This is a genomic window from Paracoccus sp. P2 (assembly GCF_046335115.1).
GTDB classification, from domain to species: Bacteria; Pseudomonadota; Alphaproteobacteria; order Rhodobacterales; family Rhodobacteraceae; genus Paracoccus; species Paracoccus pantotrophus.
This window is the reverse complement of the sequence record NZ_JBGOSN010000014.1, coordinates 34,908-54,040: the sequence shown is the minus strand read 5'-3', so window position 1 is coordinate 54,040 and position 19,133 is coordinate 34,908. Positions and strand designations below refer to the sequence as shown.

At 68.1% G+C, this 19,133-nt stretch carries 18 protein-coding genes; 12 read left to right on the top strand and 6 right to left on the bottom strand.

What is annotated here, in order from left to right:
* The first annotated feature begins 116 nt into the window (after positions 1–116).
* A complete protein-coding gene (rpoD, locus tag ACDP63_RS11005) occupies positions 117–2,099 on the top strand; it encodes an RNA polymerase sigma factor RpoD (protein WP_024844485.1) in 1,983 nt (660 codons plus the stop codon).
* Positions 2,100–2,162: 63 nt separating this feature from the next.
* Here rpoD and ACDP63_RS11000 read toward each other — a convergent pair whose 3' ends face one another.
* On the bottom strand, positions 2,163–2,711 hold the full coding sequence (locus tag ACDP63_RS11000; protein WP_024844486.1) for an NADPH-dependent FMN reductase: 549 nt from the start codon (positions 2,709–2,711) through the stop codon (positions 2,163–2,165).
* A 164-nt stretch (positions 2,712–2,875) separates the two neighbouring features.
* Here ACDP63_RS11000 and rmuC point away from each other — a divergent pair, with 164 nt between their 5' ends.
* From rmuC to ACDP63_RS10970, 6 genes are all read left to right on the top strand, one after another.
* Positions 2,876–4,315, top strand: coding sequence for a DNA recombination protein RmuC (gene rmuC / locus ACDP63_RS10995; protein ID WP_231486737.1), 1,440 nt, complete (start codon positions 2,876–2,878; stop codon positions 4,313–4,315).
* A 75-nt stretch (positions 4,316–4,390) separates the two neighbouring features.
* Positions 4,391–4,813 carry a secondary thiamine-phosphate synthase enzyme YjbQ gene (locus ACDP63_RS10990; RefSeq protein WP_409928026.1) on the top strand — a complete coding sequence of 141 codons (423 nt, stop codon included), beginning with the start codon at positions 4,391–4,393 and terminating at the stop codon, positions 4,811–4,813.
* An 89-nt stretch (positions 4,814–4,902) separates the two neighbouring features.
* Positions 4,903–5,772 carry an ABC transporter permease gene (locus tag ACDP63_RS10985; RefSeq protein ID WP_024844489.1) on the top strand — a complete coding sequence of 290 codons (870 nt, stop codon included), beginning with the start codon at positions 4,903–4,905 and terminating at the stop codon, positions 5,770–5,772.
* Positions 5,769–6,575, top strand: a complete 807-nt coding sequence (locus ACDP63_RS10980; RefSeq protein ID WP_024844490.1) for an ABC transporter permease — start codon at positions 5,769–5,771, stop codon at positions 6,573–6,575. The genes ACDP63_RS10985 and ACDP63_RS10980 overlap by 4 nt, the downstream gene beginning before the upstream one ends.
* Before the next feature lie 65 nt (positions 6,576–6,640).
* Positions 6,641–7,738, top strand: a complete 1,098-nt coding sequence (locus tag ACDP63_RS10975; RefSeq protein WP_177209321.1) for an ABC transporter ATP-binding protein — start codon at positions 6,641–6,643, stop codon at positions 7,736–7,738.
* 96 nt (positions 7,739–7,834) lie between these two features.
* Complete coding sequence (locus tag ACDP63_RS10970; RefSeq protein ID WP_024844492.1) at positions 7,835–8,281, top strand: pore-forming ESAT-6 family protein; 447 nt, start codon at positions 7,835–7,837, stop codon at positions 8,279–8,281.
* Positions 8,282–8,361: 80 nt separating this feature from the next.
* Here ACDP63_RS10970 and ACDP63_RS10965 read toward each other — a convergent pair whose 3' ends face one another.
* Complete coding sequence (locus ACDP63_RS10965; RefSeq protein WP_024844493.1) at positions 8,362–8,703, bottom strand: MmcQ/YjbR family DNA-binding protein; 342 nt, start codon at positions 8,701–8,703, stop codon at positions 8,362–8,364.
* A 156-nt stretch (positions 8,704–8,859) separates the two neighbouring features.
* Between ACDP63_RS10965 and cysS the strand changes: the two genes are divergently transcribed.
* From cysS to ACDP63_RS10950, 3 genes are read left to right on the top strand one after another with little or no spacing between them, the layout of a single operon-like run.
* Complete coding sequence (gene cysS, locus ACDP63_RS10960; RefSeq protein ID WP_024844494.1) at positions 8,860–10,248, top strand: cysteine--tRNA ligase; 1,389 nt, start codon at positions 8,860–8,862, stop codon at positions 10,246–10,248.
* A gap of 33 nt (positions 10,249–10,281) precedes the next feature.
* Entirely contained in the window at positions 10,282–11,904 is a 1,623-nt protein-coding gene (gene cimA, locus ACDP63_RS10955; protein WP_024844495.1) for a citramalate synthase, read from the top strand.
* Positions 11,901–12,719 carry a squalene/phytoene synthase family protein gene (locus ACDP63_RS10950; RefSeq protein WP_024844496.1) on the top strand — a complete coding sequence of 273 codons (819 nt, stop codon included), beginning with the start codon at positions 11,901–11,903 and terminating at the stop codon, positions 12,717–12,719. Before cimA ends, ACDP63_RS10950 begins: the two co-directional genes overlap by 4 nt.
* 48 nt (positions 12,720–12,767) lie before the next feature.
* Here ACDP63_RS10950 and eno read toward each other — a convergent pair whose 3' ends face one another.
* From eno to ACDP63_RS10930, 4 genes are all read right to left on the bottom strand, one after another.
* A complete protein-coding gene (gene eno, locus ACDP63_RS10945) occupies positions 12,768–14,045 on the bottom strand; it encodes a phosphopyruvate hydratase (RefSeq protein ID WP_028711087.1) in 1,278 nt (425 codons plus the stop codon).
* A 66-nt stretch (positions 14,046–14,111) separates the two neighbouring features.
* Entirely contained in the window at positions 14,112–14,894 is a 783-nt protein-coding gene (locus ACDP63_RS10940; protein ID WP_024845298.1) for an endonuclease/exonuclease/phosphatase family protein, read from the bottom strand.
* A gap of 18 nt (positions 14,895–14,912) precedes the next feature.
* On the bottom strand, positions 14,913–16,328 hold the full coding sequence (locus ACDP63_RS10935) for a protein adenylyltransferase SelO (RefSeq protein ID WP_024845297.1): 1,416 nt from the start codon (positions 16,326–16,328) through the stop codon (positions 14,913–14,915).
* Between the two features lie 62 nt (positions 16,329–16,390).
* Complete coding sequence (locus tag ACDP63_RS10930) at positions 16,391–16,729, bottom strand: DMT family transporter (protein WP_024845296.1); 339 nt, start codon at positions 16,727–16,729, stop codon at positions 16,391–16,393.
* A 123-nt stretch (positions 16,730–16,852) separates the two neighbouring features.
* On the opposite strand from ACDP63_RS10930, the gene obgE reads away from it, so the two are divergent.
* The gene (gene obgE / locus ACDP63_RS10925) at positions 16,853–17,884 is read left to right on the top strand and encodes a GTPase ObgE (RefSeq protein WP_024845295.1); all 1,032 of its coding nucleotides are present in this window, start codon (positions 16,853–16,855) and stop codon (positions 17,882–17,884) included.
* Entirely contained in the window at positions 17,872–18,984 is a 1,113-nt protein-coding gene (proB, locus tag ACDP63_RS10920) for a glutamate 5-kinase (protein WP_024845294.1), read from the top strand. Before obgE ends, proB begins: the two co-directional genes overlap by 13 nt.
* The last annotated feature ends 149 nt before the right edge of the window (positions 18,985–19,133 follow it).

The following is a 19,133-nucleotide window of genomic DNA, read 5'->3' as shown; positions in this document are numbered from 1 at the left end:
ATCACCCCGGCCGACGCCGGCTCGCAGGCTTTGAATCGCCTGCGATTCGCGCTAGAACCGGCCGATAGCCGATCCCGATTCGCCGATTCGCGAATCACCGCTTCAAGGGAGCCAGCATGGCAGCCAACGACGAAGACCAGAAGCCCGAGGCCAAGGATGACGATCCTTCGCTGGACATGTCGCAGGCCGCGGTCAAGCGCATGATCGCCGAAGGGCGCGAACGCGGCTTCATCACCTATGACCAGCTCAATGCCGTCCTGCCGCCCGAACAGGTCAGTTCCGACCAGATCGAGGACGTCATGTCCATGCTGTCCGAAATGGACATCCGCGTGGTCGAGAACGACGAGGAGGCCGAGGAGGCCGAAACGGGCGGCGAGCTGACCACCACCGGCTCGGGCTCGCGTGAGCTGACGGTCGCCACCGCCGAGACGGAAAAGCTGGACCGCACCGACGACCCGGTGCGCATGTATCTGCGCGAGATGGGCTCGGTCGAATTGCTGTCGCGCGAGGGCGAGATCGCCATCGCCAAGCGCATCGAGGCCGGCCGCAACACCATGATCGCCGGGCTTTGCGAAAGCCCGCTGACCTTCAAGGCCATCACCATGTGGCGCCAGGAGCTTCTGGACGAGGACATCCTGCTGCGCGACGTGATCGACCTGGAGACCACCTTCGGCCGCTCGATGGACGAGGATGGCGAGGAAGAGGAGGTGCTGCCGACCGAGGCCCGCCCCGCCGCGGCCAACGGTGCCGCGCGCGACGAGGAGGAGTTCGACGCCGACGGCAACCCCATGGGCCGCGAGGAGGACGAGGACGAGGACGACGGCCAGAACCTGTCTCTGGCGGCGATGGAAGCCTCGCTGAAGCCCAAGGTGCTGGAGACGCTGGAGGCCATCGCGCGGGGCTACGAGGAGCTGTCGCACATGCAGGACAACCGCATGTCGGCGACGCTGAACGAGGACGGCACCTTCTCGGCCGCGCAGGAAAGCGCCTATCAGGAACTGCGCTCGCGCATCGTCGCGCTGGTGAACGAGCTGCACCTGCACAACAACCGCATCGAGGCGCTGGTCGACCAGATCTATGGCATCAACCGCCGCATCGTCACCATCGATTCCAACGTGGTGAAGCTGGCCGATGCCGCGCGCATCAACCGGCGCGAGTTCATCGACGCCTATCGCGGCAGCGAGCTGGACCCGACCTGGGTCGAGCGCATGATGCAGCACAAGGGCCGCGGCTGGCAGGCGCTGTTCGAGAAGTCCCGCGCCCAGGTGGAAAGCCTGCGCGCCGAGATGGCCATGGTCGGCCAGCATGTCGGCGTCGATATCGAGGAGTTCCGCCGCATCGTCAGCCAGGTCCAGCGCGGCGAAAAGGAATCGCGCCAGGCCAAGAAGGAAATGGTCGAGGCGAACCTGCGGCTGGTGATCTCGATCGCCAAGAAATACACGAACAGGGGCCTGCAATTCCTTGATCTCATTCAGGAAGGCAATATCGGCCTGATGAAGGCGGTGGACAAGTTCGAGTATCGCCGCGGCTACAAGTTCTCGACCTATGCGACATGGTGGATCCGGCAGGCGATCACGCGCAGCATCGCCGATCAGGCCCGGACCATCCGCATCCCGGTCCACATGATCGAGACGATCAACAAGCTGGTGCGCACCGGCCGCCAGATGCTGCACGAGATCGGCCGCGAGCCGACGCCCGAAGAACTGGCCGAAAAGCTGCAGATGCCGCTGGAAAAGGTCCGCAAGGTGATGAAGATCGCCAAGGAGCCGATTTCTCTCGAAACCCCGATCGGGGACGAGGAGGACAGCCAGCTTGGCGATTTCATCGAGGACAAGAATGCCGTGCTGCCCTTGGACAGCGCCATTCAGGAAAACCTCAAGGAAACCACCACGCGGGTGCTGGCATCGCTGACGCCGCGCGAGGAGCGGGTGCTGCGCATGCGCTTCGGCATCGGCATGAACACCGACCACACGCTGGAAGAGGTCGGCCAGCAGTTCAGCGTCACCCGCGAGCGCATCCGCCAGATCGAGGCCAAGGCGCTGCGCAAGCTCAAGCATCCCAGCCGGTCGCGCAAGCTGCGGTCCTTCCTGGACCAGTAACCGGCCGATCAACGCAAGAAGGCCGCGCTTTCGGGCGCGGCCTTTGTCGTCCTGCGGCCGGGCTCAGCCGTGCTTCTCGATCCAGTCCGCGAAGGAATCGACGAAGCCTTGCAGGAATTTCGCGGTCTTTTCGTCGGTGACGCTGCCATCGGCGCCGTAGGCTTCGGCGTTCCACTGGATATAGGCCTCGGGCATGCTCATCATCACCGTGCCGACATGGACCAGGTCGTTTTTCAGCCGCGCTTGCGCCAGCGCCGCGCCGATCACGCCGGGCGAGGTGCCGATGACGGCCGCGGGCTTGCCCTTCCACGAGTTCTGGCCATAGGGCCGGGTGCCCCAGTCGATGGTGTTCTTGATCACGCCCGGATAGCTGCGGTTGTATTCCGGCGTGATCGCCAGCACCGCGTCGGAATGCTCGATCCGGTCCTTGAGCCGCAGCACCGATTCGGGTGGCTCGGCCCAGAGATCCTCATTGTAATGCGGCAGATCGCCGATATGCAGCAGGTGGAACTGCAACCGGCCCTCGGCCAGTTTCTGCAATGCCTTCATCAGCTTATGGTTGAGAGAATCCTTGCGGAGCGAGCCCACCATGACGGCGACGGTCTTGACCATGCCTGATCTCCTCTTGCGGTTTTCAGGCGAAGGCTAGGGGCGCAACCGGGGCGAAGGAAGGGGGCCGCGCTTGCATTCTTGGGGAAAAACGGGAACAGTCCCGGCAAGCGACGCGAAACCGCGGTTGGGACAAGGCGCAGGGGCCGATGGGCGAGGCGGAAAAAATGCAGGCATGGCTGGCGGATGCGGGCAATCTGCGGCTGCTGTTGATCGCGGCGCTGGCGGTGCTGGCGCTTTGCCTTGTTGCGCTGTGGCGAACGCGGCGTTCGGCCCAGGCGGATGCCCTGCTGGCCCGGCGGCGCGAGGCCGAGCTGCAGGCGCGGCTCGATGCCGAAACGGCCGGGCTGCGCGACCAGCTTCTGGCCGTAAGCCGGCTGGAGACGCGGGCGGAATCGCTGAGCCAGCGCCTGCAGGAACTGGTCGAGGAACGCGACGGGCTGACCGACGCGCTGCACCGCGAACGCCAGCAGGTCTCGGGGCTGGAGCGCGAGCTGGCGGAAACCCGTCTGGCGGCGCAGAAGGACCGCGAGGCGGCCGCGCGCGACATCGCCACCCTGCGCGAATTGCGCGAGGAGATGACCGGCCAGTTCCGCCTGCTGGCCAACGAGACGCTGAAATCCCAGGGCAGCGAGATGCAAAAGGCGCATGGCGAGCAATTGTCGGCCCTGCTGACGCCCTTTCGCGACCAGGTTCACCGCTTCCAGACCGAGCTTCAGGCCCGCAACAAGGCCACCGACGAGGAACGCGCAAGGCTGCGCGAGCAGATCGAATACCTGCACAAGCGTTCCGAGGACATCTCGCGCGAGGCGGTGGCGCTGACCCGGGCGCTGAAGGGCGACAGCCAGAAGCGCGGCGCCTGGGGCGAGATGATCCTGGAGCGCATCCTTGAGGATTCCGGCCTGATCGCCGGCACGCATTACGACACGCAGGCGAGCCACCGCGACGCCGACGGCAAGCTGTGGCGGCCGGACGTGATCGTGAAGATGCCGCAGAAGAAGCTTCTGGTGATCGACAGCAAGGTCTCGCTGAACGCCTATGAGGAGGCGGTGAATGCCGAGGACATGCCGACCCGCGACGCCGCGCTGCGCCGCCATGTTGCCTCGGTCCGCGCCCATGTCGCCGGGCTGGCGGCCAAGGGCTATCAGGCGATCGACGAGGGCTCGGTCGATTACGTGCTGATGTTCATCCCGGTCGAGGGCGCCTTTTCCGAGGCGCTGCGCGTCGATCCAGACCTGGCGCGGCACGCGATGGAGAACCGCGTCGGGCTGGCCACGCCGACCACCTTGATGCTGACGCTGCGCACGGTCGATCACATCTGGACGGTCGAGCGGCGCGAATCCAATGCCATGGCCATCGCCGCCCGCGCCGGCCAGCTTTACGACAAGCTGCACGGTTTCGTCTCGGCGGTCGAGGATGTGGGCAGCGCGCTGGAGCGGGCGCAGAAAAGCCACGCCACCGCCATGGACCGGCTGACCCGCGGGCCGGGCAACGTCATCCGCCAGGCCGAGATGCTGCGCGACCTGGGCGCGCGCACGCAAAAGCGGCTGGCGCTGGACCATGACGGTGCCGAGTCGCTGGAAGCACCGGGCGAGGCGGCGGAATAGCTCATTGGGTATTTGGGGAACGGAGAAGCCCATGGTTGAAAAAGGGCGGGAATCGTCCTGGCGGGAAGGCCGCTCGTGAGGACCAGCTTCACCATCCCGACCCGCGGGCCGGCCTGCCATGATTTCACGGCCGAGGTGGCGGCCTGGCTGCGCGGCATCGGCGCGAGGGACGGTGTGGTGACGCTGTTCGTGCGCCAGACCTCCTGCTCGCTTCTGGTGCAGGAGAACGCCGATCCGGACGTGCAGCGCGACCTGCTGGCCTGGCTCGACCGCATCGCGCCGCCGGCCGACCATCCGTCTATGCGCTACCTGACGCATCGCGCCGAGGGGCCGGACGACATGCCCGCGCATCTGAAGGCCGCGATCCTGCCCGTCAGCCTGCAGATCCCGGTCGCGCGCGGCCGGATGGAGTTGGGCACCTGGCAGGGGATCTACCTGGTCGAGCATCGCGCCCAGCCGCATCGGCGCGAGGTGGCGGCGCAGTTCCAGGCGGCGTAACGGTCGCCGCAGCGCAGGAAAACCCTTTTCCTCGCGGCGCGGATATGGAAACCTGCCACCCCAAGCGACAGGGATTCACAGGGCAGGGCATGGCGTCAGGAAACCGATCTCAGACGGCTCAGGGCCTGACCCTGATCGCGCCGCCGCTGGGCTATGCCGTGCTGGTGCTGGCAGCACCCCTGCTGACCATCCTGGCCTATTCCTTCTTCAAGGACGGCTACCTGACGGTGATCCGCGAGTTCACGCTGGAGAATTACCGCACCGTCTGGGCCGACCCGATCTTTCACCGCATCATGCTGCGCTCGCTGGGGGTGGCGGCGCTGGTGACGCTGGCCACCGTGGTTCTGGCCTTTCCGGTGGCCTATTTCCTGTCCTTTGCCGTCGCGCCGCAGAAAAAGGCCATGTGGCTGTTCCTCATCACCATCCCGTTCTGGACCAGCTACCTGATCCGGGTGTTCCTGTGGAAGGTGATCCTGGGCTATAACGGCGTCATCAACTCGGGGCTCAAGACGCTGGGGCTGATCGAGCAGCCGCTGACCTTCATCCTCTACAATGTCAACGCCATGGTGATCACGCTGGCCCATGCCTATGCGCCCTTCGCCATCCTGCCGATCTTCATCGCGCTGGAAAAGATCGACCGCTCGCTTCTGGAAGCCGGGCGCGACCTGGGCGAAAGCCGGGCCATGACCTTCTGGCGCGTCACCCTGCCCTTGGCCATGCCCGGCGTGGTGGCGGCGGCGCTGATCGTCTTCATCCCGACCATCGGCGACTATGTCACCCCGGCGCTGATCGGCGGCGGCAAGATCCCGATGATCGCCAACATGATCCAGGCGCAGATGCTGGATCTGGACAACCGGCCGATGGGCTCGGCGCTGGCGGTGACGGCCATGCTGATCGTGGCGGTGATCAGCCTGGCCTTCATCGGTCTGAACCGCCGCTTCCTGAAGGTGCGGCAATGAAGGGCGGGGGCCTGCGGGCCTATGCGCTGATCTACCTGCTGTTCCTTTACGCGCCGATCCTGCTCTTGCCGATCTTCGCCTTCAACTCGGGCACGATCATCGCCTTTCCGCTGCGGGGCTTCACCACGGAATGGTTCGCGCAGATGTGGGGCAATGCCTCGCTGCGCCGGGCGCTGACCAATTCGCTGACCATCGCCGTCAGCGCCTCGATCCTGGCGACCTGCCTGGGCGTATTCGCCGCCCGCGCCTCGACCCGCTTCACCTTTCCGGGCAAGGGGCCGATCATGGGGCTGATCATGCTGCCCCTGGTGCTGCCCGAGATCATCGTCTCGATCTCGCTTCTGGTGGTGCTTTTGTCGCTGGGCGTGCAGCTCAGCATCCTGACGGTGATCCTGGGCCATACGCTGATCTGCATGCCCTATGCCACGGTGATCCTGTCCACCGCCTTCAACTCGCTCGACCGCTCGCTGGAGGAGGCGGCCTATGACCTGGGCGAGACGCGGATCAGCGCCTTTCGGCTGGTGATCCTGCCGCTGGTCATGCCGGGGATCATCTCGTCCCTGCTGATGAGCTTCACCATCAGCCTCGACGAGTTCATCATCGCCTTCTTCCTGGCCGGGAACGAGCCGACGCTGCCCACCTATATCTTCAGCCAGCTGCGTTTCCCCAAGCAGATCCCGATGATCATGGCGCTGGGGACGGTGCTGGTGCTCATGTCGATCCTGCTTCTGACCATTGCCGAATATTTCCGCCGCCGCGGCATCGCGAAGACCGGCGCCAAGGATACCGGAGGCTTCCTGTGACCACCCAAAACCCGGGCCCCAAGACCACCGCCGCCCATCGCGCCGCCATGGCCGGGGCGAAGCCGATGATCGAGATCCGGCAGGTGCAGAAGCATTACGGCGATTATCACGCGCTGCGCGGCATCGACCTGACCATCCGCTCGGGCGAGTTCTTTTCGCTGCTGGGCCCCTCGGGCTGCGGCAAGACCACGCTTCTGCGCACCATCGCCGGGTTCGAGGACATCTCCTCGGGCGTCGTGCTGATCGACGGGCAGGACATGCAGGAGGTGCCGGCGAACCGGCGGCCCACGAACATGGTGTTCCAGTCCTATGCCATCTTCCCGCATCTGACCGTGGCCGAGAACGTGGGCTTCGGGCTGCGCCGCGACCCGCGAAGCAGGGCCGAGAAGGCGGCGGCGGTCGAGCAGGCGCTGGAGATGGTCGGGCTGAAAGGCTATGGCAACCGCGCCAGCCATGCGCTGTCGGGGGGGCAGCGGCAGCGGGTGGCCTTGGCGCGGGCGCTGATCCTCAAGCCCAAGGTGCTGCTGCTCGATGAGCCGCTTTCGGCGCTGGACCGCAAGATGCGCGAGCAGATGCAGGTCGAGCTGATCAAGCTGCAGCGCCAGGTCGGCATCACCTTCGTTCTTGTCACCCATGACCAGGAGGAGGCGCTGGTCATGTCCGACCGCATCGCGGTGATGTTCGAGGGCCAGATCGCCCAGATGGACGGGCCCGAGGCGCTTTATGCCCGCCCGACCAGCCGCCGGGTGGCGAATTTCATCGGGGTGATGAACTTCCTGCCTGCCCGCGTGCTGGGCGAGACCGGCGAGGCCGTGCAGATCGAGGCGCCGGGGCTGGGCCGCGTCGATATTCCCCTGGCCAATGTCAGCCGCGCCGATCCCGGCGACGACGGCCCCTCGGTCGGCTTCCGGCCCGAGGCGGTGTCGCTGCTGGCGCCCGGCGCGCAGGGCACGAACCGGGTGGCCGAGGGGGTGATCGACGAGGTCGTCTATTACGGCGACATGACCTATTACGACGTGCGGCTGGACGGCTCGGCGGGCTTCGACGGCCAGGTGCGGCCGGTGCGGATCGCCATGCGCAACGTCTTCGGCCGCGAGGTGCAGGATGTCGGCACCCGCGCGAATGTGAGTTGGTCCCCCGGCTCGCTGGTGCTTTTCCGCTGATCGGCGTGAAACCGGCCGCGGCATTCCGCCGAGCCGGTTTGCGGCCCTGACTGGGGCGTGCCACAGTCCCGGCACACGCAACAGACGGAGATCGAGATGATCGCACGTTTCGCAATCCTGCCCGCCCTGGCCCTTGGCCTGACCGCAGGCGTGACCCTGGCGCAAGACGCGGCCCCGGCCGCGCCCGCCGCCCCCGAGGCCCCGGCTACGGCCGAGGCGCCCGCTGCCGTGCCGGCCCAGGACAGCGCCGCCGCCTATGAAAGCGCGCGCAACCAGCTGGGCGTCCTGGCCTATTGCCAGGAACAGGGCCATATCGACGGCAAGGCGGTCGAGATCCAGACCAAGCTGCTGGCGATGATCCCGGCGGGCGACAGCGCCCAGGGCGATGCGGCCGAGGCCAAGGGCAAGGAAGGCACCGTCTCGGCCATGGGCGTCGAGCGGACGCTGGAAGACGCCGCCAAGGAGCAGAACACCACCGAAGCGGCGCTTTGCCAGCAGATGGAAGGCCTGCTGCAACAGCTGGCCGCGCAGGTTCCTGCCTGATCACCGGGCGATTCCGGCGCGGGGCCAGTCGCTCGGTCCTGCGTCTCTGGCCGGTCCCTGCGCGGGGCCGGCCATTTTCGTCACAGGGGCGGCAGGGCGGCCTGCACCTTCTTGGGCAGGGCGCCGCGCACCAGCCGATAGGAATGGCGGATGCGATGCGCCAGCTCGTCGGGGGCCGAATCGAGCGGCAGCGCCACCCAGCTGCGATGCAGATAGGCCGCGCGTTCGGCCACGCCGGTCTCGATCAGGAACTCGGCCATCTCGGTGCTGTCGGTCTTGACCGAGACATGGGTGCCGACTGCACCGGTCACGGCAAAGGTCTTGCCACCGATCTTCCAGCAATCATGGCCGCCGCCCCAGGGATCCGACCACTCGGCCCCAGGCTGTGCGGCACAGATCTCGTTGACCAGTTCGCGGCTCATGGACCAAGTTTTGCAGCCTCTCTTGGCATAGGCAAGACAATGCGTTAAGGCGGGGCGCATGAAGGCAGGAACCGCCACCACCCGCTGCATCATTACCGGCTGAAAATTCAGGCGGGCGGTTCATCGTGACCTGACGACGCCCGCAAAGGGGAAGTCATGGTCGAGATCAGGCTGACGAATACCAGGACGCGCCGGAAAGAGGTTTTCCGGCCCATCGACCCGCAGAATGTGCGGCTCTATCTTTGCGGGCCGACGGTCTATGACCGGGCGCATCTGGGCAATGCCCGGCCGGTGGTGGTGATCGACGTGCTGGTGCGGCTCTTGCGCCATGTCCATGGCGCGGACCATGTCACCTATGTGCGCAACTTCACCGACGTGGACGACAAGATCAACGCCGCCGCCCTGGCCCGCAAGGAGGCCGGCGCCCCCGGCACGCTGGAGGCGCTGATCCGCGAGCGCACGCGGGAAACCATCGGCTGGTATCACGCCGACATGGACGCGCTGGGGGCCGAGCGTCCCGATCACGAGCCGCGCGCCACCGATTACATTGCCCAGATGATCGCCATGATCGAGACCTTGGTCGCCGGCGGCCATGCCTATGCGCGCGACGGCCATGTGCTGTTCCGGGTGCGGAGTTACGCCGATTACGGCAAGCTTTCGGGGCGCTCGGTAGACGACATGATCGCCGGCGCCCGCGTCGAGGTCGCGCCCTTCAAGGAAGACCCGATGGATTTCGTGCTGTGGAAGCCTTCGGACGACGAATTGCCGGGCTGGGACAGCCCCTGGGGACGCGGCCGTCCGGGCTGGCATATCGAATGTTCGGCCATGTCCTACGAGCTTTTGGGCGAGAGCTTCGACATCCATGCCGGCGGCATCGACCTGCAATTCCCCCATCACGAGAACGAGATCGCGCAAAGCTGCTGCGCCCATCCGCATGGCGATTTCGCCCGCGTCTGGCTGCATAACGAGATGCTGCAGGTCGAGGGCCGGAAGATGTCCAAATCCCTGGGCAATTTCTTCACCGTCCGCGATCTCTTGGACCAGGGCATTCCGGGCGAGGTGATCCGCTTCGTCCTGCTGTCGACGCATTACCGCAAGCCGATGGACTGGACGGCCGAGAAGGCGCGCGAAGCCGAGGCGGTGCTGCGCAAGTGGCGCGGCCTTGTCGCGGGCATCGAGCCCGCGCCAAGCCCGGCCCTCGCCGTCCTGGCCGCGCTTGCCGACGACCTCAATACCGCGGGGGCGATCGCGGCCTTGCACGAGATGGCAGGGCAGGGCGATGCGCCCGGGCTGCTCGCCGGCGCCCGGATGCTGGGCCTGCTGACCGAGGAGCTGGGCGGCTGGATCCCCGCGGGCCCCGACCTGTCGCCCTGGGCCGAGCGCATGAATGCGTTGCGGGCAGAAGCCAAGGCCAGCAAGGATTTCTCGGCCGTGGATGGTCTCAAGCAGCGTCTTCTGGACGCGGGGGTCGAGGTCCGCATGGGCCCTGCCGGGGTCGAGCTTCTGCCCGGCCCGGATTTCGACGCCGCCAGACTGCCCGAATAACCGCATGCCAGCCAGCCGAAAGGGGCCGCCCCGATGACGCGCCAGCGCCTATATCTTTACGACACCACGCTGCGCGACGGGCAGCAGACCCAGGGCGTGCAGTTTTCCGCCGCCGAAAAGGCCGAGATCGCCGGGATGCTGGACCGGCTGGGCGTGGATTACATCGAGGGCGGCTGGCCGGGCGCCAACCCGACCGACAGCGATTTCTTCGCCCAGGCGCCGGCGACCCGCGCCACCATGACCGCCTTTGGCATGACCAAGCGCGCCGGTCGCTCGGCCGATAACGACGACGTGCTGGCGGCGGTGATGAACGCGGGCACCCGCGCGGTCTGCCTGGTCGGCAAGACGCATCCCTTCCATGTCCGCGAGGCGCTGGGGATCTCGCTGGAGGACAACCTCGAGAATATCCGTGCCTCGGTCGCGCATCTGGTGGCCGAGGGCCGCGAGGCGCTGTTCGATGCCGAGCACTTCTTTGACGGCTACGACGAGGACGCGGATTATGCGCTGGCCTGCCTGCGCGCGGCGCTGGGGGCGGGCGCGCGCTGGATCGTGCTTTGCGACACCAATGGCGGCACCTTGCCCGACCGGGTGGGGCAGATCACGCGCGCCGTGATCGCGGCCGGCATCCCCGGCGAGCGGCTGGGCATCCATTGCCATGACGATACCGGCAATGCCGTGGCCTGCACGCTGGCTGCCGTCGCTGCCGGGGCGCGGCAGGTGCAGGGCACGCTCAATGGCCTGGGCGAGCGTTGCGGCAACGCCAGCCTGACCAGCCTGATCCCGACCCTGCTGCTGAAGGAGCCCTATCGCTCGGCGCTGGAAACCGGCGTCACCGCCGAGGGGCTGGCGGGGCTCACGCGCATCTCGCGCCGGCTGGACGAGATCCTGAACCGCCCGCCCGCCCGGCCCGCACCCTATGTCGGCGCCTCGGCATTCGCCCACAAGGCCGGGCTGCATGCCAGCGCCATCCTGAAGAATCCCGCGACCTACGAGCATGTGGACCCCGCCACCGTGGGCAACGAGCGCATCATCCCGATGTCGAACCAGGCCGGGCAGTCGAACCTGCGCGCGCGTCTGGCCGAGGCGGGGATCGAGGTCGGTCGCGACGATCCGGCGCTGGCGCGCATCCTCGACCTGGTCAAGGCGCGCGAGGATGCCGGCTATGCCTATGACGGCGCCCAGGCCAGCTTCGAGCTGCTGGCCCTGGCAGAGCTGGGCCGGATGCAGCACTATTTCTCGGTCGAGCGCTACCGCGTCACCGTCGAGCGGCGCCGGAACGCGCTGGGGAAACGCATCTCGGTTTCCGAGGCGGTGGTGGTGGTGCAGATCGGCGGCGAGCGGATGCTCTCGGTCAGCGAAAGCATGGATGCCGAGGGGCATGACCGTGGCCCGGTCAACGCGCTGTGGCGGGCGCTGGCCAAGGATCTGGGCCCCTATCAGGCCGCCATCGACGACATGCATCTGGTGGATTTCCGCGTCCGCATCACCGGCGAAGGGGTCGAGGCGGCGACGCGGGTCATCATCGACAGCGCCGACGGCCAGGGCCATCGCTGGTCCACCGTCGGCGTGTCGCCCAATATCGTCGATGCCAGTTTCGAGGCGCTGGTCGATGCGATCCGCTGGAAGCTGATCCGCGACAGGGTGGTGCCGGCATGAGCCTGGACGATTGCGCCGAGGCGCTGCGCGAGCACGATCCCGACCGCTTCGGCATCTGTCTGCTGGCCCCCGCTGAGGCGCGGCCGCGGCTGCTGACGCTTTATGCGCTGAACCTGGAGCTGGCGCGTGCGCCGCTCGCCTCGACCGAGCCGCTGATCGCCGAGATGCGGCTGCAATGGTGGATCGAGCGGCTGGAGGACATCGGCGCCGGCAAGGTGCAGTCGCATGAGCTGCTGACGCCGCTGGCCGAGGCCTGGGGACCGCGCGCCGCCGGTTTCCCGGTACTGGCCGAGGCGCGGCGCCGCGATGCGGCGCGCGAGCCGCTGGACGGGCCCGAAGCCGTCGCGGCCTATGTGCGGGATACGGCGGTGCCGCTGGCGCGCTTCGCCGCCGAGGCCATGGGCTGGGAGGCTGCCGGGGGCTTCGCGCCCCCGGACCCCCGCGGGGTATTTGGAAAACGGAGAAAGCCGGATGTTGCCGAGGTCGTCGACGCCCAGGCCGAGGGGGTGGGGTTGGCGCATTGGCTGGCCGCGCTGCCGGCCTTGCAGGGGCTGGGGCTCGGGCTTTGGGACGCCTCGCCCGAGGTGCTGGCCGGGATTGCAGGCAAGGCCCGTGCGAAACTTGCCGAGGCCCGGGCGCAGCGCCGGTTCGTGCCGCGCCGGCTGGCGCCGGTGCTGTTTGCCGGGGCGGGCGTGCGGGCCGCGTTGCGGGCCGCGCCGCGGGGGATCGAGGCGCTGGCCGGTGCCGCCCCTTCGGAATTCCGCCGCCGCCTGGCGCTTGGCGCCTTTGCCCTGACGCATCGCTGGTGGATATGAAAAGGGCGGCCGCCTGGGCCGCCCTGCTTCGTTGCGATGCCCCGCGGATCAGCCGCGCAGGATGGACTTGCCGGCATATTCGGCCGCGGCGCCCAGCATTTCCTCGATGCGGATCAGCTGGTTGTATTTCGCCAGCCGGTCCGAGCGCGCGAGGCTGCCGGTCTTGATCTGGCCGCAATTCGTCGCCACCGCCAGGTCGGCGATGGTGGCGTCCTCGGTCTCGCCCGAGCGGTGCGACATCACCGAGGTATAGCGCGCGCGGTCGGCCATGCGCACCGCGTCCAGCGTCTCGGTCAGGGTGCCGATCTGGTTCACCTTGACCAGCAGCGAGTTGCCGCAGCCCTTCGCGATGCCCTCGGCCAGCCGCGCCGGGTTGGTCACGAAGAGGTCGTCGCCGACCAGCTGCACCCGGCTGCCCAGCGTGTCGGTCAGCAGTTTCCAGCCGTCCCAGTCGTCCTCGGCGCAGCCGTCCTCGATCGACAGGATCGGGTAGTCGTTGCAGAGCGCTTCCAGGTAGGCGACGTTCTCGGCCGGGCTCAGCGACTTGCCCTCGCCGGCCATCTCGTATTTGCCGCCCTTGAAATATTCGGTCGAGGCGCAGTCCAGCGCCAGCATGATGTCGTCGCCGGGCTGGTAGCCGGCCTTCTCGATGGCCTTGAGGATGAAGTCCAGCGCATCGCGGGTCGAGCTGAGGTTCGGCGCGAAGCCGCCCTCGTCGCCGACGCCGGTGGCGAGGCCGGCCGAGGACAGTTCCTTCTTCAGCGTGTGGAAGACTTCCGAGCCCATGCGCACGGCTTCGCGGATGTTCTCCGCCGCGACCGGCATGATCATGAATTCCTGGATGTCGATCGGGTTGTCGGCATGTTCGCCGCCGTTGATGATGTTCATCATCGGCACCGGCAGCACGCGGGCACCGGCGCCGCCGACATAGCGATAGAGCGGCTGGGTGCAGGCCTCGGCCGCGGCCTTGGCCACCGCCAGCGACACGCCCAGGATGGCATTGGCGCCCAGCCGGCCCTTGTTCGGGGTGCCGTCCAGTTCGATCATCATGCGGTCGATGGCGACCTGCTCGGTCGCATCCTCGCCGATCAGGTTCTCGGCGATCTCGCCGTTGACGGCGGCGACGGCCTCGAGCACGCCCTTGCCCAGGTAGCGCGCCTTGTCGCCGTCGCGCTTTTCCACCGCCTCATGCGCGCCGGTCGAGGCGCCCGAGGGCACCGCCGCCCGGCCCATGGTGCCGTCTTCCAGCGTCACATCGACCTCGACCGTCGGGTTGCCCCGGCTGTCCAGTATCTCGCGCGCGAATATGTCGATGATGGCGGTCATGTCTGCGTCCCCCTTGGCTGACGAGCTTTGGCGCTGTTTAACCGCCTTCGCAGTTGCAGAAAAGCGTCAATCCGCCCCGGCCGCCCCATCCTCGCCGGGAATGCGCGAGGTGACGCGGGCCGGCTGATAGCCGCGCGGCACCTCCTCATGCGCATCGACCGCCAGATCGGCCCAGACCGGCAGGTGGTCCGAGGCCGCCCGCGCCATCTCGTTGTCCAGCACGCCGCAATCCAGCACCTCGATGCTGCGCGAGACGGCAAAGCGGTCATAGCGCAGGCGCGGGAAGGGCGCGGGCCAGCTGGGGCCCGGGGTGATGACGCGCAGCGCCTCCAGCGCCTCGAGCCCGCGCGAATCGTGCCATTCGTTGAAATCCCCGGTCAGCGCCATGCGGTCATGGCCGATGCGCCGCGACTGGGCGATGATGCGCGACAGCTGCGCGCGGCGCGACGAGCGCATCAGCCCCAGATGCACCGCTACCACCGTCAGCCCCGGCAGGCGCAGCACCAGCGCGCCCCTGGGCTCGATCCCCGGCAGGGGCAGGCGGCGGATCTCGGCCTTGTCGCGCAGTTCGGGGCGCAGCAGGATGGTCTGGCCGTGCCAGCCCAGCGAATTTTCGCCGGTGCCCAGAAAGGGGGCGGGGACCATGCCCGTGGTCTTTTCGATCAGCTTGCGCGGCAGCGCCTCGGGCCGGGCGCCGAAGCGGAAATCGACCTCTTGCAGGGCGATCACGTCGGCATCCAGTTCGGCGATGACGCGCAGGTTGCGCTCGGGCGCGTGCGGGCCGGTCATGCCGCGGCACTTGTGCAGGTTGTAGCTGGCCAGTCTCAGGCGGTCGGGGCTTTTCGGCATAGGGCCTTTCGCTGCTGCTCAGGTGCCGCAGAAGGTGCGGCGGACGATCTCATCTGGCTGCGGAGCCAGCGCATAGCCGTCCCATTCCGGCCGGTCCTGGAAGGGGGCGCGCAAGGCGGCGTCGAGCGCGTGGAAGGGGCCGTAATCGCCTTCGCGCCCGGCCGCGATCACTGCCTCGATGCGGTGGTTGCGCGGGATGCGGCGCGGATTGGCGCGCGCCATGACCTGCGCGGCGTCCGGCAGGTCGCGGATGCGCGTCTGCCAGCCCTCGGCCCAGGCGTCGAACCGCTCGGGCGCCCTGAACTCGTCGCGGGCGCGGCCATCCGCCAGCCCGGCGAAGGTGCGGGTGAAATCCGCCTCCTCGGCCGCCATCAGCGTCAAGAGCCGCTCGATCAGCGCGCGATCCTGGGGCTGCGGCGCGGCGATGCCCAGCTTGGCGGCAAAGCGGTTCAGCCATTCGGCCTGATAGAGGCCGGGGAAGCTGTGGACGATACGCGTGGCCTCGGCCACCGCGGCGTCGTCATTGCCCATCAGGGGCACCAGGCAGCTGGCGAATTGCGCCAGGTTCCAGACCGCGATGTTGGGCTGTTCGTTCCAGGCATAGCGGCCCTGGGCGTCGATCGAGCTGAACACCTTGTCGGGCCGGTAGCCGTCCATGAAGGCGCAGGGGCCGTAGTCGATGGTCTCGCCCGAGACCGACATGTTGTCGGTGTTCATCACCCCGTGGATGAAGCCGAGCGCCATCCAGCCGGCGATGGTCGCCGCCTGCCGCTCGACCACGCGCTGCAGCAGGTCGGCCGCGCCCGAGGCATCGGGATAGTGCCGGGCGATGACGTGATCGGCCAGAAGCTGCAGCCGTTGCCGGTCGCCGCGCGCGGCGTAGAATTCGAAGGTGCCGACGCGGATATGGCTGGCGGCCACGCGGGTCAGCACCGCGCCGGGCAGGACCGTCTCGCGGATCACCGTCTCGCCGGTGGTGACGGCCGCCAGGGCGCGCGTGGTCGGAATGCCGAATGCCGCCATGAACTCGCTGACCAGGTATTCGCGCAGCACCGGACCCAGCCAGGCCCGCCCGTCGCCCCGGCGCGAGAAGGGCGTGGGCCCCGCGCCCTTCAGCTGGATGTCGAAGCGCGCCCCGTCGGGGGCCACCACCTCGCCCAGCAGGACCGCGCGCCCGTCGCCGAGCTGCGGCACGAAGCCGCCGAACTGGTGGCCGGCATAGGCCTGCGCGATGGGCTCGGCCCCCTCGGGCAGGGCGTTGCCGGCCAGCACGGCCACGCCCTCGGGGCTGGCAAGCCAGTCGGCGTCGAAGCCCAGCCGCTCGGCCAGCGGCCGGTTCAGCGCCACAAGCTGCGGGTCGCGCACCGGCGTCGGTCGGGTGCGGGTGAAGAAACCTTCCGGCAGTCGGGCATAGCTGTTGTCGAAGTGGATCATCGCGGCCCTCCCTTCGGACATTATCTAGACCCGATTGCCGGAATGTTAAGGGTGGAGGCGCTTCAATGCGTCACGCTGCCCGAGAACAGGTTCACGATGACCACCCCCGCGACGATCATGGAAAGCCCGAGCACCGCCGCGAAATCCAGCCGCTGGCCAAAGACGACCAGCCCGATCAGCGAGACCAGCACGATGCCGAGCCCGCTCCAGATCGCATAGGCGATGCCCAGCGGCATGGCGCGCAAGGCCAGCGACAGGAAGTAGAACGAACCGGCATAGCACAGCCCCATCAGCAGCGTGGGGACAAGCCGAGTGAACTGCTCGCTGCGCTGCAGGAAGGTGGTGCCGACCACCTCCAGCGTGATGGCGGTGAAAAGCGTGGCATAGGTCAGGACCGGCATGGCGTCTCCCCTCGTTCGTCGCCGGCCCATCTAATTCACCGGCCGGGTGAAAGTCACGCCACTTGCACGGAAACGGCCAAGCGCGTATCCCACGGCTTTGCCACAGCCGACAGGATTGCGCCCGTGAAATTCCTCGATCTCGCCAAGGTCTATGTCCGCTCGGGCGGCGGGGGCGCGGGCTGCGTGTCCTTCCGCCGCGAGAAATTCATCGAGTACGGCGGGCCGGACGGCGGCGACGGCGGCAAGGGCGGCGATGTCTGGGCCGAGGCGGTCGAGGGGCTGAACACCCTGATCGACTTTCGCTTCCAGCAGCATTTCTTTGCCAAGTCGGGCGGGCACGGCATGGGGGCGCAGCGCACCGGCGCCTCGGGAGACGACATCCTGCTGCGGGTGCCGGTCGGCACCGAGATCCTGGAAGAGGACCAGGAAACCGTGGTCGCCGACCTGACCGAGCCCGGACAGCGCGTGCTGCTGGCCAGGGGCGGCAATGGCGGCTTTGGCAACCTGCATTTCAAAAGCTCGACCAACCGCGCGCCGCGCCATGCCAATCCCGGCCAGCCGGGGGTGGAGCGCACGCTGTGGCTGCGGCTGAAGCTGATCGCCGATGCCGGGCTGGTGGGGCTGCCCAATGCCGGGAAATCGACCTTTCTTGCCGCCGTCTCGAACGCGCGGCCCAAGATCGCCGACTACCCCTTCACCACGCTGCACCCGAACCTGGGCGTGGTCGGCGTGGACGGGCATGAATTCGTCATGGCCGACATTCCCGGCCTGATCGAGGGGGCAAGCGAGGGCAGGGGGCTCGGCGACCAGTTCCTGGGCCATGTCGAGCGTTCGCGCGTGCTTTTGCACCTGGTCGACGGCACCGCCGAGGACGTGGCGCAGGACGCCCGTACCATCCTGACCGAACTCGAAGCCTATTCCCCGGCGCTGGCGGAAAAGCCGCGGGTGACGGCGCTGAACAAGATCGACGCGCTCGACCCCGAGACGCTGGCCGAGCGCAAGGCGGCGCTCGAGGCCGAGATCGGCGGCCCGGTCCTGCTGATGTCCGGCGTCTCGCGCGAGGGCGTGACCGAGGTCCTGCGCGCGCTCTGGTCGCGGATCGCGCCCTCGCGCAGGCCCGCCAAGGATCGGGAAGACAAGCCGTGGCAGCCGTGACGCCGGAACTGGGCCGCGCGCAGCGGCTGGTGGTCAAGATCGGCTCGGCGCTGCTGGTGAACGGCGCGGGGCTGCGCGCCGAATGGCTGCGCGGGCTTTGCGACGACGTGGCCCAGGCACGGGCGCGGGGCACGGATGTGGTGCTGGTCTCCTCGGGCGCCATCGCGCTGGGGCGGCAGGTGCTGGGCCTGCCCGCCGGCCCGCTGCGGGTCGAGCAGTCGCAGGCCGCCGCCGCCGTCGGCCAGATCAAGCTGGCCCGCGCCTATGAGGAGGCGCTGGCTCCGCATGGCGTCAAGACCGCGCAGCTGCTGGTGACGCTGGACGACACCACCGACCGGCGCCGCTATCTCAATAGCCGCGCGACCATGCAGACGCTGCTGGGCCTCGGCGTGGTGCCCATCGTGAACGAGAACGACACCGTGGCCACCGACGAGATCCGCTTCGGCGACAACGACCGGCTGGCGGCGCAGATCGCCGTGACCTGCGGCGCCGACCAGCTCTTGCTGCTGTCGGACGTGGACGGGCTCTATACCGCCAATCCCAAGACCGACCCCTCTGCGCGGCATCTGCCGGTGGTCGAACAGATCACGCCGGAGATCGAGGCCATGGGCGGCGACCCGATCTCGGGCGTCAGCAAGGGCGGCATGAAGACCAAGCTCATGGCCGCGCGCACGGCGGTGGCGGGCGGTTGCGCCATGGCCATCGCCGAGGGCTCGGTGCTGAACCCGCTCTCTGCCGTGGCGGGTGGCGCGCGGGTGACCTGGTTCCTGCCCGATACCGACCCGCAGGCGGCGCGCAAGCGCTGGATCGCGGCGATGAAGCCCAAGGGCGAGATCGCCGTCGATGCCGGCGCGGCGCGGGCGCTGGGGCAGGGCAAGTCGCTGCTGCCGGCGGGCGTCACCGCCGTATCGGGCCGCTTCGGCCGCGGCGACCCGGTGGTGGTACTGGATGGCAAGGGTGCGCGGCTGGCCGCGGGCCTCGTGCGCTATTCCTCGACCGAGGCGCGCGCCATCGCCGGCCATCGCAGCGACGAGATCGAGGGCATCCTCGGCTATCCCGGCCGGGCCGCGCTGATCCATCGCGACGACATGGTGGTGTGACGGCCGGCGGCGGCGGGCCCGGCGTCGCGGCCGCAGGGGTATTTGTGGAACGAAGAGGCCGGGTGCCGTTCCCTGATTCTGGGCGCAGCACCTGCCTTCTTCGTTCTTCAAATACCCATCTGCAACGCCGATTGCGGAGGCAAAGCCCG